Source organism: Dickeya zeae NCPPB 2538, from assembly GCF_000406165.1.
Lineage (GTDB): Bacteria > Pseudomonadota > Gammaproteobacteria > Enterobacterales > Enterobacteriaceae > Dickeya > Dickeya zeae.
This window is the reverse complement of record NZ_CM001977.1, coordinates 274,546-288,302: the sequence shown is the minus strand read 5'-3', so window position 1 is coordinate 288,302 and position 13,757 is coordinate 274,546. Positions and strand designations below refer to the sequence as shown.

Annotated in this window: 15 protein-coding genes and 1 riboswitch; of the genes, 9 read left to right on the top strand and 6 right to left on the bottom strand. The window is 56.5% G+C overall.

What is annotated here, in order from left to right:
- The first annotated feature begins 326 nt into the window (after positions 1 to 326).
- Positions 327 to 1,916 carry a bifunctional phosphoribosylaminoimidazolecarboxamide formyltransferase/IMP cyclohydrolase gene (purH, locus tag DZE2538_RS01325; protein WP_038906764.1) on the top strand — a complete coding sequence of 530 codons (1,590 nt, stop codon included), beginning with the start codon at positions 327 to 329 and terminating at the stop codon, positions 1,914 to 1,916.
- 15 nt (positions 1,917 to 1,931) lie between these two features.
- Positions 1,932 to 3,221 (top strand): phosphoribosylamine--glycine ligase, encoded by a 1,290-nt coding sequence (gene purD, locus DZE2538_RS01320; RefSeq protein ID WP_038915399.1) that lies wholly within the window; start codon positions 1,932 to 1,934, stop codon positions 3,219 to 3,221.
- Between the two features lie 99 nt (positions 3,222 to 3,320).
- Here purD and DZE2538_RS01315 read toward each other — a convergent pair whose 3' ends face one another.
- The 6 genes from DZE2538_RS01315 to nudC form a co-directional block, all read right to left on the bottom strand.
- Positions 3,321 to 4,031, bottom strand: a complete 711-nt coding sequence (locus DZE2538_RS01315; RefSeq protein WP_038915398.1) for a DUF1481 domain-containing protein — start codon at positions 4,029 to 4,031, stop codon at positions 3,321 to 3,323.
- 4 nt (positions 4,032 to 4,035) lie between these two features.
- Positions 4,036 to 4,308, bottom strand: a complete 273-nt coding sequence (hupA, locus tag DZE2538_RS01310; protein ID WP_012882985.1) for a nucleoid-associated protein HU-alpha — start codon at positions 4,306 to 4,308, stop codon at positions 4,036 to 4,038.
- Positions 4,309 to 4,495: 187 nt separating this feature from the next.
- A complete protein-coding gene (locus DZE2538_RS01305) occupies positions 4,496 to 5,086 on the bottom strand; it encodes a YjaG family protein (protein WP_019846612.1) in 591 nt (196 codons plus the stop codon).
- 91 nt (positions 5,087 to 5,177) lie between these two features.
- A complete protein-coding gene (gene nfi / locus DZE2538_RS01300) occupies positions 5,178 to 5,852 on the bottom strand; it encodes a deoxyribonuclease V (protein WP_038915397.1) in 675 nt (224 codons plus the stop codon).
- Complete coding sequence (gene hemE, locus DZE2538_RS01295) at positions 5,852 to 6,925, bottom strand: uroporphyrinogen decarboxylase (protein WP_016943855.1); 1,074 nt, start codon at positions 6,923 to 6,925, stop codon at positions 5,852 to 5,854. Before hemE ends, nfi begins: the two co-directional genes overlap by 1 nt.
- Positions 6,926 to 6,980: 55 nt before the next feature.
- A complete protein-coding gene (gene nudC, locus DZE2538_RS01290; protein ID WP_038915396.1) occupies positions 6,981 to 7,754 on the bottom strand; it encodes an NAD(+) diphosphatase in 774 nt (257 codons plus the stop codon).
- 262 nt (positions 7,755 to 8,016) lie between these two features.
- Positions 8,017 to 8,132, top strand: a riboswitch (TPP riboswitch).
- Here nudC and DZE2538_RS21340 point away from each other — a divergent pair.
- From DZE2538_RS21340 to thiH, 7 genes are all read left to right on the top strand, one after another.
- Positions 8,125 to 8,253, top strand: coding sequence for a hypothetical protein (locus DZE2538_RS21340; RefSeq protein WP_269077910.1), 129 nt, complete (start codon positions 8,125 to 8,127; stop codon positions 8,251 to 8,253). Its footprint overlaps the riboswitch before it by 8 nt.
- Before the next feature lie 16 nt (positions 8,254 to 8,269).
- Positions 8,270 to 10,231 carry a phosphomethylpyrimidine synthase ThiC gene (thiC, locus tag DZE2538_RS01285; protein ID WP_038912892.1) on the top strand — a complete coding sequence of 654 codons (1,962 nt, stop codon included), beginning with the start codon at positions 8,270 to 8,272 and terminating at the stop codon, positions 10,229 to 10,231.
- A complete protein-coding gene (thiE, locus tag DZE2538_RS01280) occupies positions 10,231 to 10,866 on the top strand; it encodes a thiamine phosphate synthase (RefSeq protein ID WP_038915394.1) in 636 nt (211 codons plus the stop codon). Before thiC ends, thiE begins: the two co-directional genes overlap by 1 nt.
- 1 nt (position 10,867) lies before the next feature.
- Complete coding sequence (locus DZE2538_RS01275; RefSeq protein WP_023638679.1) at positions 10,868 to 11,617, top strand: HesA/MoeB/ThiF family protein; 750 nt, start codon at positions 10,868 to 10,870, stop codon at positions 11,615 to 11,617.
- Positions 11,614 to 11,814, top strand: a complete 201-nt coding sequence (gene thiS, locus DZE2538_RS01270; RefSeq protein WP_012882977.1) for a sulfur carrier protein ThiS — start codon at positions 11,614 to 11,616, stop codon at positions 11,812 to 11,814. The genes DZE2538_RS01275 and thiS overlap by 4 nt, the downstream gene beginning before the upstream one ends.
- 1 nt (position 11,815) lies before the next feature.
- Positions 11,816 to 12,595 (top strand): thiazole synthase, encoded by a 780-nt coding sequence (locus DZE2538_RS01265; RefSeq protein WP_038915393.1) that lies wholly within the window; start codon positions 11,816 to 11,818, stop codon positions 12,593 to 12,595.
- On the top strand, positions 12,595 to 13,740 hold the full coding sequence (gene thiH / locus DZE2538_RS01260; protein ID WP_038915392.1) for a 2-iminoacetate synthase ThiH: 1,146 nt from the start codon (positions 12,595 to 12,597) through the stop codon (positions 13,738 to 13,740). The genes DZE2538_RS01265 and thiH overlap by 1 nt, the downstream gene beginning before the upstream one ends.
- The last annotated feature ends 17 nt before the right edge of the window (positions 13,741 to 13,757 follow it).

The following is a 13,757-nucleotide window of genomic DNA, read 5'->3' as shown; positions in this document are numbered from 1 at the left end:
GGGGTCGCATTATAGGGCGTTCCTCGCCGACCGCAACCGGTATTTTTGATTAAATCGCGCGTTCGCTGCATTCCACAGCAAAAGGCCAGCTTATACCTTATTTTGCACAGAGTTATCCACAACCCTGGCATTTTTTGAAATTTGGCGAGCATCACGCAAACGTTTTCGCTACAATTCCTCCCCTGATGAATGACACATATTCGTGGGTGCGTTAGCTGAATATTGGCGACTCAATCCGTATTTTTCTTTATATGACTGTCACTATTCACGTAACGATTCACGTAACGCTCTTTAAAGTAAGAACCTAGTCAGGGGATCAAACCATCATGCAACAACGTCGTCCTATCCGTCGTGCTTTGCTCAGCGTATCTGATAAAGCCGGTATCGTTGAATTTGCCCAGTCTTTGTCACAGCGTGGCATTGAACTGCTCTCTACCGGGGGTACAGCGCGTCTGCTGGCCAACGCGGGTCTGCCGGTAACAGAGGTTTCCGATTACACAGGCTTTCCGGAAATGATGGACGGACGCGTCAAAACTCTGCACCCCAAAGTGCATGGCGGTATTCTGGGCCGTCGCGGTCAGGATGATGCTGTTATGGCTCAGCATCATATCCAGCCAATCGATATGGTGGTCGTCAATCTTTACCCATTTGCCCAGACCGTCGCTAAAGCCGACTGTACGCTGGAAGACGCTGTGGAAAATATTGATATCGGCGGCCCGACCATGGTGCGCTCCGCCGCCAAGAACCATAATGACGTGGCGATTGTCGTCAAAAGCAGCGACTACACGGCAATCATCGAGGAGATGGATGCCAACGACGGTTCTCTGACTTACGAAACCCGTTTTGATCTGGCTATCAAGGCATTCGAACATACCGCCGCTTATGACAGCATGATCGCCAACTATTTTGGCAGCAAGGTTCCGGCCTATCATGGCGACACCACCCAGCCTGCTGGTCGTTTCCCTCGCACGCTAAACCTGAACTTTATTAAAAAGCAGGATATGCGTTACGGTGAAAACAGCCACCAGCAAGCCGCCTTCTATATAGAAGAGCATGTCTCTGAGGCATCGGTGGCTACCGCGCAACAAGTACAGGGTAAAGCGCTTTCCTACAACAACATCGCGGATACCGATGCCGCACTGGAATGCGTGAAAGAATTTGCCGAACCCGCCTGCGTTATCGTTAAGCATGCCAACCCCTGCGGCGTGGCAATCGGTGATTCGATTCTGGACGCTTATGAACGCGCCTACAAAACCGACCCAACATCGGCGTTCGGTGGGATCATCGCGTTTAACCGCGAATTGGATGAAGCCACCGCGCAAGCCATTATCAGTCGTCAGTTTGTAGAAGTGATTATTGCTCCTGCAGCCAGCGATGCTGCGCTGAAGGTTACCGCCGCCAAGCAGAACGTTCGTGTATTGATCTGCGGCCAGTGGCAACAACGTGTTTCTGGACTGGATTTTAAACGCGTCAACGGTGGCCTGTTGGTGCAGGATCGCGATTTAGGTATGGTAGACGCCGCTCAACTGCGCGTAGTCACCGAACGCCAGCCAACGCAGACCGAACTGCGTGATGCTTTGTTCTGCTGGAAAGTGGCGAAATTCGTTAAATCCAACGCCATTGTGTATGCTCGCGATAACATGACTATCGGTATCGGTGCCGGTCAAATGAGCCGTGTTTACTCGGCCAAGATTGCAGGTATCAAAGCCAGTGACGAAGGGCTGGAAGTGAAAGGTTCCGTGATGGCATCCGACGCGTTCTTCCCGTTCCGTGATGGCATCGATGCCGCTGCTGCCGTTGGTATCACGTGTGTGATTCAGCCTGGTGGTTCCATTCGTGATGACGAAGTCATCGCTGCGGCTAACGAGCACGGCATTGCGATGCTGTTTACCGACATGCGTCACTTCCGTCATTAATCCGGGGCTACAACAATGAATATTTTGATTATTGGTAATGGCGGTCGCGAACACGCACTGGCCTGGAAAGCGGCCCATTCTCCGTTGGCTGATAAAGTCTATGTGGCACCAGGTAATGCAGGGACTGCTCTGGAACCCGCGCTGGAAAACGTGAATATCGCCGCGACAGACATCCCGGCACTGCTGGATTTCGCTCGCCAGAACGCGATTGGCCTGACTATCGTTGGCCCGGAAGCGCCGCTGGTCATCGGTGTCGTCGACGCATTCCGCGCAGCCGGCCTGAAGATTTTCGGCCCAACGCAGGCGGCAGCCCAGTTGGAAGGTTCCAAAGCCTTTACCAAGGACTTTCTGGCTCGCCAGCATATTCCAACCGCGGAATACCAAAATTTCACCGAGATTGAACCGGCGCTGGAGTATATCCGTCGCAAAGGTGCACCGATTGTTATCAAAGCAGACGGTCTGGCCGCGGGTAAAGGTGTCATTGTTGCCATGACGCTGGAAGAAGCGGAAAACGCGGCCACCGATATGTTGGCGGGTAATGCGTTTGGCGATGCCGGTCACCGTATCGTGGTCGAAGAGTTTCTTGATGGCGAAGAAGCCAGCTTCATCGTCATGGTGGATGGCGAACATGTTCTGCCGATGGCGACCAGCCAGGATCACAAACGTGTAGGTGACCAGGATTCCGGCCCTAACACCGGTGGCATGGGCGCTTACTCACCGGCACCGGTGGTGACAGATGACGTCCATCAGCGGGTCATGGATCAGATTATTTGGCCAACCGTGCGCGGCATGGCGGCCGAAGGCAATGTGTATACCGGGTTCTTGTACGCGGGCCTGATGATTTCCGCAGACGGCCAACCGAAGGTGATCGAATTCAACTGCCGTTTCGGTGACCCGGAAACGCAACCTATCATGCTGCGTCTGAAATCCGATCTGGTGGAACTCTGTCTGGCGGCGTGCGACGGCAAACTGGATGAGAAAACCTCAGACTGGGATGCCCGTCCATCACTGGGTGTGGTGTTGGCCGCTGGCGGCTATCCGGGAGATTACCGCACCGGTGACGTCATTTCCGGCCTGCCAACCCAGGAAGCAACCGACGGAAAAGTGTTCCATGCCGGTACCCGGCTTAATGGCGACGATGTGGTGACTAACGGCGGACGCGTGTTGTGCGTGACAGCGCTGGGCCATAGCGTTGCTGATGCGCAGCAACGCGCTTACGAACTGGCTAAACCCATCCATTGGGAAGGCAGCTTCTGCCGCAGCGATATCGGCTATCGTGCCATCGCTCGCGAACAGAAAGCCTGACGACCCGTATTCCGCGTTAACAAGGGGCTGCGGCCCCTTATTTTTTGCTTTATCGCACCCGCTCTTCCCTGAGCCAGCATTCCCTGACTACCGGGTTAACTACCACGTTTCAGCGGTCGGCTCCCAGCGACAAAAATCGGCTTCGGCTACCTGCAACAATTGCGTACCTTCCGGCGACTCCAGCCAGGCGATGCCAAGTGGTCCACCAGCATGTTCGTTCTGTTGAGCAATCCAGGCCAGTGAAGCGCGATCAAAATCGGGGCGTACCGTTTTTCCATCGCATGTGGTCACCTGACCTGCCTTCCAGTGCCCTTGCATCAGTGACACCTTACCTGTACGCAGCGAATCGCTGAGTTCCAGCAAACGTCGGGCATCGAACTGATACAACGCGATATCGTCTTCCGACAGGGATTCCCGTCGGTCCGGCAACTGGCGCTGCATAAAGCTCACATTTCCAGACTGATCAAAACGCAGCCTGACTTCACCCTGTGAGGGCAACGTGGCCGTCTGCTGTACCTCGCGCAATACGCCCTGCTGGAAGCGATACAGGGTTGTTTTGACATCGTTGCCTTGCAACGAACTGAATACCGTCACCAGCGTGGTGAGATGTTGTGGCGTGTCGTCCTTGCGCCATAACCTGACTACACCGCGATCGGCCAGATAACCACTGGCAAACACGGCAGGCGTCGGCGAATGAGAACTACAGGCGGTAAGCCAGCACACCAGCACCGGAACAACCACCCGCATATATCGTCTGAAGAAAAGCAAAAGGGGCGAAATCGCCCCTCTGCTTAAACCTTGTATCAGCATGCGCTTATTTAACAGCGTCTTTCAATGCCTTACCAGATACAAACGCGGGCACATTAGCGGCAGCGATTTTGATTTCTTTACCAGTCTGCGGGTTGCGGCCAGTGCGCTCATTACGATGATTGACTTTAAAAGTACCAAAACCAACTAATTGTACTGCATCACCTTCTTTCAGAGACTCAGTAATCGCTGCCAGGGTAGCTTCCAGAGCAGCTTTAGCCTGGGTCTTGGAAAGGTCAGCTTTGTCAGCAATTACATCAATCAGTTGAGTCTTATTCATAAGTTATCCTTACAGTGTGTTTATCGCTTGCTAAGCATCGAGTGCGACGGAAATGCCATAACAGCACTCTCCTGCATACACGCACCGACAGCCACTTTTATTACGCCCCCCAAATGTAGACCAGACAGGGTGCGGATGTGAAGCCTAAAGACAGGCCATTTCAGGCCTTAAATCACGTTTTATCGCGTTATTGATACAAATTTATCCCAATGTTGCTGACTCCGGCTTCACGCAGGTCAGCGCGCAGTCCTTTTATCAGCTCAATATCGCGTTCTTCGCAGTCGGCCAGCAGGCGAAAAATCTCCCACTGGATATCCCATTCTTCTTCAACTGCGGGCAGCTCCTTTAACTCTTCATCGGTCATTTCCCGACCGGCTTGCGTCATTTCCAGCATCGCTACGGTGCGAATCGACGTTTCGCTAATGGTCACCGCATGTTCCAGCGTTTCACCACTCAGACGCGAATGCAGTAATTCACTCAGCGCCACGCAAGCATCAATGGCCGGATAAACGCCATAAATATCGTAATCGTCCGGCGCGGGGATGGCGTCTTCCAGTTTTTCTAACTGGCTGTCGAAATTGACCTTGGCGTCTTTAACGACCTGCGTTTCCCATACCAAATCCAGTATGCGCCGATAGAGTTGTGCATCCCCAAACCCGGTCTGCTGGCAGAACTCATGGTAGTTGGGGTACATACGTTCACAAAGGCAGGCCATAAAGGTGACATGCTGCCAGCTTGCCAGTTTTTCCAGACGCAGATGGATGGGGTTACGTAACATTGTTTATCTCAATAATAATGGGCGGCAGTGTAACGAAAATCACCACTCTGCCATATACCTGAATTCCTAAAGTTTACTGTCGGGCATTATCCTACAGCCCGGCCTCACGTTGCCAGCGTTGAAACGCCGGACGGTTTGATGCCACGGCGTCCGCCCAGCGGGTCGGCTCCGGCAGACGATACCCGCTCATGCAACGCATAACCCACTGCAACGCGCTGTCCATACCGACACGATGACCGGTGGAGACGAACAACGGGTTGCAGCGCACCTTGCTACGCCATACCCAGCCGATCTGCTCATTTTTATCCAGCAATGGCTGCCGACTGCCTGCTGCGTCTGCCAGCGGCGAAAACTGCCCGCACAATCGGCGCTTGGCAACACCGATCGTCGGCACGTTGACCAGCAGACCAAAATGACTGGCCACCCCCAGACGACGAGGATGAGACACGCCATGTCCATCGACAAACAGCAAATCTGGCCGGTGTTGTAATTGTTCCCATGCCGCCATCAGCGCTGGATACTCACGAAACGACAAAAAACCGGGGATGTAAGGCATCACCGTCGGAATGCGCGCAATCTGGTATTCCACCAGTTGTAGCGATGGATAAGCCAGCACCGCCACCGCGGCACGGGTTACCGCGCCTTCTTGCTCAAAACCGACATCCGCGCCGGCAATCAGCGTTGGTTGTTCAAAAGGGACATCATCGTGACGAACGACCAACGCCGCTTTGTCACATTGCTCGGCGCGCAATGCGGGTATATCCATCAGGCCATGTCCTGATGATACGGTGCGGATAAACGGTGTACCGCTTCAACGAAAACACCGGCATGCTCCGGCGGCACATCCTGATGGATACCATGCCCCAGGTTAAACACATGGCCATTGCCAGAACCGAAGCCCGCCAGAATGGTGGCGACCTCCTGCTCAATACGAGCTGGCGGTGCATACAGCATCGACGGGTCCATGTTGCCCTGTAGCGCAACCCGGTCTCCCACGCGACGCCGTGCGTCGGCAATATCCGTCGTCCAGTCGAGCCCCAACGCGTCACAACCGGTATCCGCCATCGCTTCCAGCCACTGACCGCCGCCTTTGGTAAACAACGTCACCGGTACACGACGACCATCATGTTCACGCTGCAAGCCATCGACAATTTTATGCATGTAGTGTAGCGAAAATTCACGGTAAGCCGGGCCACTGAGTGCGCCACCCCAGGTATCAAAAATCATCACCGCCTGCGCCCCAGCTCGAATCTGGGCATTCAGGTAAAGTGTGACGCTATCCGCCAGCTTATCCAGCAGTAAATGCAGCGTATGCGGCTCGGCAAACATCATTTTTTTGATGACGGTAAAGGCTTTGCTGCTACCGCCTTCAACCATATACGTCGCCAGCGTCCATGGACTGCCGGAAAAACCGATTAGCGGGACCGCGCCAGCCAGATTGCGGCGAATAGTCCGTACCGCGTTCATCACGTAACCCAGTTCAAGTTCCGGGTCCGGTATCGGCAATTTTTTCACATCGGCATGGCAGGTCACCGGTGAGGTAAAGCGCGGCCCTTCCCCCGCTTCAAAATAGAGCCCCAACCCCATCGCATCCGGCACAGTGAGAATATCGGAAAACAGGATAGCGGCATCAAGGTTGTAGCGCCGTAGCGGCTGTAACGTCACTTCACAGGCCAATTCGGCATTCTTGCACAGCGACATAAAATCACCGGCTTGCGAGCGGGTCGCACGGTACTCAGGCAGGTAACGCCCTGCCTGACGCATCATCCATACCGGAGTCACATCCACAGGCTGGCGCAACAGCGCACGCAAATAGCGATCATTTTTCAGATCAGTCATGGTCTTTTCCTTGTAACGCCTGCGTGCAGGCATGATTGTCGCTGGCGATGGCCGATCACTGATCAGCCTCACGGCACAGTACGACCGTGTCTTCAATCAAACGCCGGGCTACCGTACCCGGTGGCGGCAATTCCGGCAAGCGGTCATAGCGAAACCAGTTAGCATCCCGCAGTTCAGATGGGTCATGCTTCAGTTCTCCGCCGTCATAATCGGCCATGAACGCCATCATCAACGAATGCGGGAACGGCCACGGCTGTGAACTGACATAACGCAGGTTTTTGACGCGAACATTGCTCTCTTCCATCACTTCCCGCGCTACCGCCTGTTCCAGCGTTTCCCCCACTTCAACGAAACCGGCCAGTGTGGTGTACATATTGCCTTTGTGGCGTAAATGCTGCGCCAGCAGAATACTGTCGTGATGGCGGATAGCCACAATTACACAAGGGGCGATTTGCGGATAGTAACGCTCTTTGCAGTGGTGACACAGGCAGGCCAGCTCAGTAGTACTGGCTGACATTTCATGGCCGCAGTAACCGCAAAATCGGTGCGAACGGTAGAATTCCGCCAGTTGCACCGCACGGCCCGCCAACTGGAACAACCCGGCATCCTGACTCAGCAGTTCGCGTACCGACCCCATGTCGTTCGCCTTTTCCTGTAGCACCAGCCAGACCGGCTCCCCCAGCCATTCGCCAACCTGACGGGCAGAACGCTGTTGCAACTGCCACTGCGCTGCTGTTCCTTTCGGTAACTCGCCCTGAGGCAGCCAGATCTGGTGGCGGTGATATACCACCCACCACCCGCTTTCTTCACCTTTTAGCGTCACTTCCATCTCTTTTATCGCCCCGCTTATTATCAGGCTGGCCTGTCAGGTAGCCCGTTGGTGTTTTCATCGACCTTGTCAACATGACGACATTCCGTCAGGCATTATCCGGCGCGGGTGAAGCCTTGGCAATGCACATCCCCCCAGCGGATCACCAGACTTGGCTGATATTCGATCATTGACGCCGCCGCCCCACAGCGCATAAAGTGACTGTAGTGTTGTCGTGGCTAATTGTTTTAATTGACCACGAGTTTTATGCCCCGCATGGGGCCCTATCTTGTCGGAGTGCCCAACACGCCTGATGGCGCGTGGGCTGAGACCGTTAATTCGGGATCCGCGGAACCTGATCAGGTTAATACCTGCGAAGGGAACAAGAGTAATGATATCGCCCCCCAACATCCATTCAGGGGAGCGGCGCAACAGTCAGGGCAACATGCCCGATGCCGTTGCCAGCCAGCATCCGGCGATTACTCCCTCCGAACTCCAGACAAGCAATCTTCCCATTTAATGAACAGGAACTTGCTATGTCTACCGAATCCAAACTGTCCACGGAGCTGACGGCTTCTGGAGAAAAAACACCGTCCGGTCGTCGTGAACAACGTGCTGCTGCTCAACAGTTCATCGATACGCTGCGCGGCTCAACCTTCCCAAACTCACAGCGGATTTATTTGACCGGTTCACGCCTAGATATTCGCGTGCCCATGCGGGAAATTCAGCTAAGCCCAACGCTGGTGGGCGGTAGCCGCGACAATCCACGCTATGAACCTAACGAAGCGGTGCCGGTTTATGATACCGCCGGTCCCTACGGCGACCCGGCCGTCACGCCAGATGTACACCGTGGGCTTGGTAAACTGCGGGCCGACTGGATTGCCGAACGTGACGACACGGAAACCTTATCGCACGTCAGTTCCGGTTTTACCCAACAGCGGCTGGCGGATAGTGGTCTCGACCACCTGCGTTTTGAACACCTGCCGCACCCCAGACGTGCCAAAGCGGGACGCCGCGTCACCCAGTTGCACTACGCCCGTCAGGGAGTCATCACGCCAGAGATGGAATTCATCGCCATCCGCGAAAATATGGGACGTGAGCGTATTCGCGGCGAGGTTCTGCGCCAGCAGCATCCGGGCCACAGTTTTGGTGCGTTGCTGCCGGACGACATCACACCGGAATTCGTGCGTCAGGAAGTCGCGGCCGGGCGTGCGATTATCCCCGCCAACATTAATCACCCGGAATCGGAGCCGATGATCATCGGTCGTAATTTTCTGGTGAAGGTGAACGCCAATATCGGCAACTCTGCGGTGACCTCTTCGATTGAGGAAGAAGTCGAGAAACTGGTGTGGGCAACCCGCTGGGGTGCGGACACAGTAATGGACTTATCCACCGGGCGCTATATTCATGAAACCCGCGAGTGGATCCTGCGCAACAGCCCGGTGCCAATCGGCACCGTGCCTATCTATCAGGCGCTGGAAAAGGTCAACGGCATCGCGGAAAACCTCACCTGGGAACTGTTCCGCGACACCTTGCTGGAACAGGCCGAACAAGGGGTAGATTATTTCACCATCCATGCCGGTGTGTTGTTGCGCTATGTCCCGATGACCGCCAAACGCCTGACGGGCATTGTGTCGCGCGGCGGCTCCATCATGGCGAAATGGTGCCTGTCGCACCATCAGGAAAATTTCCTCTACCAGCATTTCCGCGAAATTTGCGAAATCTGTAGTGCCTATGACGTCGCCCTGTCACTGGGTGATGGTCTGCGCCCCGGCTCGATTCAGGACGCCAATGACGAAGCGCAGTTCGCCGAACTGCACACGCTGGGCGAGCTGACTAAAATCGCCTGGGAATATGACGTGCAGGTAATGATCGAAGGCCCCGGTCATGTCCCGATGCAGATGATCCGCCGCAACATGACCGAAGAGCTGGAACACTGCCATGAAGCGCCGTTCTACACGCTGGGCCCGCTCACCACGGATATCGCGCCGGGCTATGACCATTTCACGTCGGGTATCGGTGCGGCGATGATCGGCTGGTTCGGCTGCGCCATGCTGTGCTACGTCACCCCGAAAGAACATTTGGGCCTACCGAACAAAAACGACGTTAAACAAGGGCTTATCGCCTATAAGATCGCGGCTCACGCCGCCGATCTGGCGAAGGGGCACCCCGGCGCGCAGATCCGCGATAACGCCATGTCCAAGGCACGCTTTGAATTCCGCTGGGAAGACCAGTTCAATCTGGCGCTGGACCCGGAAACCGCTCGCGCCTACCACGATGAAACCCTGCCGCAGGAATCTGGCAAAGTCGCGCATTTCTGCTCGATGTGCGGGCCGAAATTCTGTTCGATGAAGATTACACAGGAAGTACGTGACTACGCCGCCCGTCAGGAAGCGCAACCGATCGATGTCGGCATGGCAAACATGTCCGCCGAATTCCGCGCTCGCGGTAGCGAGCTGTACCACACCGCTACCAGCCTGCCGCAGGAGGAACGCTGATGACCCGCGCGTTTCTCACCACCGACGCCCGGCTGGGGCTTTATCCGGTGGTCGATAGCGTGATATGGATTGAACGCCTGCTGGATGCGGGGGTTCGTACCCTCCAGCTACGCATCAAAGACCAGCCAGCAGAGCAGGCCGAGCCTGACATTATCCGGGCGATTGCCCTTGGCCGTCAGTATCAGGCCCGGCTGTTCATCAACGATTACTGGCAACTGGCCGTCAGGCATCAGGCATACGGCGTACACTTGGGTCAGGAGGATCTTGATACCGCCGATCTGGCGGCAATCCACGCCGCCGGGTTACGTCTGGGCGTATCAACCCATGACGATGCTGAGCTGGCACGCGCCGTCGCCCTGTCGCCGTCCTACATTGCGCTGGGCCATATTTTCCCGACCCAAACCAAAGCCATGCCATCGGCACCGCAAGGTCTGGTGGAATTGGCTCGCCATATTCGCGCGTTGAACGGGCGCTTTCCCACCGTGGCTATCGGCGGTATCAGCATTGACCGGGTACCCGCCGTGCTGGAAACCGGGGTCGGCAGCATCGCCGTAGTCAGCGCCATCACTCAGGCCGCTGACTGGCGCGCCGCGACCGCGACGTTACTGCAATTGATCGAAGGACGGGAGGCGTAACATGCTCGATGATCAGGCATTTATGCGCTACAGCCGCCAGCTGTTACTGGAGGATATCGGCCAGGAAGGGCAACAGAAACTGGCGGCCTCCCGCGTGTTGCTGGTTGGGCTGGGTGGGCTGGGCTCACCGGCAGCACTCTATCTGGCGGCCGCGGGGGTTGGCACCCTGCTGCTGGCGGACCACGACACCCTACACATCTCTAACCTGCAACGACAGATTCTCTACCGTAATGCAGACCTGTCACACCCTAAAGCCGTGCTGGCCCGCCACGCGCTGGAAGCGATTAATCCGCTGGTGAAAACCGTCACGCTGACCACCCGGCTTGAAGGCGAATCGCTGACCACCGAGGTAGCGCAAGCCGATCTGGTACTGGACTGCTGCGACAACATGACTACCCGTCACGCGGTCAATGCGGCCTGCGTCGCGGCGCAAAAACCGCTGATTAGCGCCAGTGCGGTAGGGTTCAGCGGCCAGTTGCTGGTACTGACACCCCCTTACCCGCACGGCTGCTACGCCTGTCTCTACCCGGATGCGACGGAGCCCCAACGCAACTGCCGCACCGCCGGTGTCCTTGGCCCGGTGGTCGGCGTGATGGGTACCTTGCAGGCGCTGGAAGCGATCAAATTACTGTGCGGATTACCCTCTCCACTGGACGGCAAGTTACGGCTGTTCGATGCACGCCAGCAGCAATGGACCACGCTGCAACTGGCACGCTCGGCCACCTGTCCGGTATGTGGAGGGCGGGCATGAAGATCCGGCTCAACGATGAGGTTATCGAACTGCACAGCGAGTTGACCGTCGCGCAACTGCTTGAGCAGTTGAACCGATTACAGCCCGGCACGGCGCTGGCTATCAATCACACCATCATCCCGCGTGATGCCTGGGCACATTCTGCCGTGCGGGATGGTGATGACATTTTATTGTTTCAGGCAATCGCAGGAGGTTGAGATGCTGAAGATTGCAGATACAACGTTTACGTCCCGGTTATTAACCGGCACTGGAAAGTTTGCTGGTGCACAACTGATGCAGGATGCGCTGCGCGCCAGCGGCTCGCAACTGGTCACGCTGGCAATGAAACGGGTGGATTTGAAAGGCGGCAGCGATGCCATTCTGGCCCCGCTACGTGAACTGGGCGTGCACCTGCTGCCCAATACCTCGGGAGCCAAAACCGCTGAAGAAGCGGTATTCGCCGCCCGACTGGCGCGTGAAGCGCTGGGCACGCACTGGGTGAAACTGGAAATCCACCCGGACATGAAATACCTGCTGCCGGATCCGGTGGAAACGCTGAAAGCCGCAGAACAACTGGTGAAAGATGGCTTTGTGGTACTGCCCTACTGCGGTGCCGACCCGGTGTTATGCAAGCGTCTGGAAGACGTCGGTTGTGCCGCGGTGATGCCGCTCGGTGCCCCCATCGGCTCTAATCAAGGGCTGCAAACACGCGACTTTCTACGCATTATCGTCGAACAGGCGCGGGTGCCGGTAGTTGTGGATGCTGGCATCGGCGCCCCCAGCCATGCGGCAGAAGCCATCGAACTGGGTGCCGATGCGGTACTGGTTAATACCGCTATCGCCGTGGCACGTGACCCAGTGCAGATGGCACACGCCTTCCGGCTGGCGGTGGACGCCGGGGCGCTCGCCCGTCAGGCCGGTCTGGGCGGCCGCCAGCACCTCGCCAGCGCCACCAGCCCGCTGACCGGTTTTCTGCGCCAGACGGAGGCCACCGAGTAATGGACACTCACGCTCAACCGTCGTTTGAACACCGCTGGCAACAGCTGGAATGGCATGACCTGACCCTGCGCATCAACAGTAAAACCGACGCTGACGTAGAGCGGGCGCTGTACGCTAATCGGCTCACGCGCGACGATATGATGGCGTTGCTGTCGCCTGCTGCCAGTCGCTGGCTGGAACCGCTGGCCCAGCGGGCGCAGCAACTGACGCGCCAGCGTTTTGGCAACACCGTCAGTTTCTATGTGCCGCTGTACCTTTCCAATCTGTGCGCCAACGACTGTACCTATTGTGGTTTCTCCATGAGTAACCACCTCAAACGCAAGACACTCAATGAGCAGGAAATCCAACGCGAATGCGAGGCTATCAAGGCGCTGGGGTTCGACCACCTGCTGCTGGTGACCGGTGAACACCAGCGTAAAGTGGGAATGGATTATTTTCGCCAGATGCTGCCGTTAATTCGCCCGCAATTCAGTTCACTGATGATGGAAGTACAGCCGCTATCGCAGGAAGATTACGCCGAGCTGAAAACCCTCGGGTTGGATGGGGTGATGGTGTATCAGGAAACCTATCACGCCAGAACCTATGCCCACCACCACCTGCGCGGCCATAAGCAAGACTTCGCCTGGCGGCTGGCAACACCAGACAGGCTGGGACGCGCCGGTATCGACAAGATCGGGCTGGGGGCGCTCATTGGGCTGTCGGACAGCTGGCGCACCGACTGCTATATGGTGGCCGAGCACCTGCTGTATTTACAGCAAACCTACTGGCAAAGCCGCTACTCGGTGTCGTTCCCACGCCTGCGCCCTTGTGCGGGCGGCATTGAACCCGCCTCGTTGATGGATGAGGCACAGCTGATGCAGGTTATCTGCGCCTTCCGGCTGCTGGCACCCGATGTGGAACTGTCGCTCTCTACCCGTGAGTCACCGTTCTTCCGCGACCATATGATCCCGATTGCTATCAACAACGTCAGCGCGTTTTCCAAAACCCAACCGGGCGGCTACGCCGACGATCACCCGGAGCTGGAGCAATTCATCCCGCACGACAATCGCCGCCCGCAAGACGTGGCGGATGCGCTGGCGCAGGCTGGGTTACAGCCGGTATGGAAAGACTGGGATGGTTATCTGGGAAGAGCGGCGATGGAGTGACGTCGCATCCGGATCGC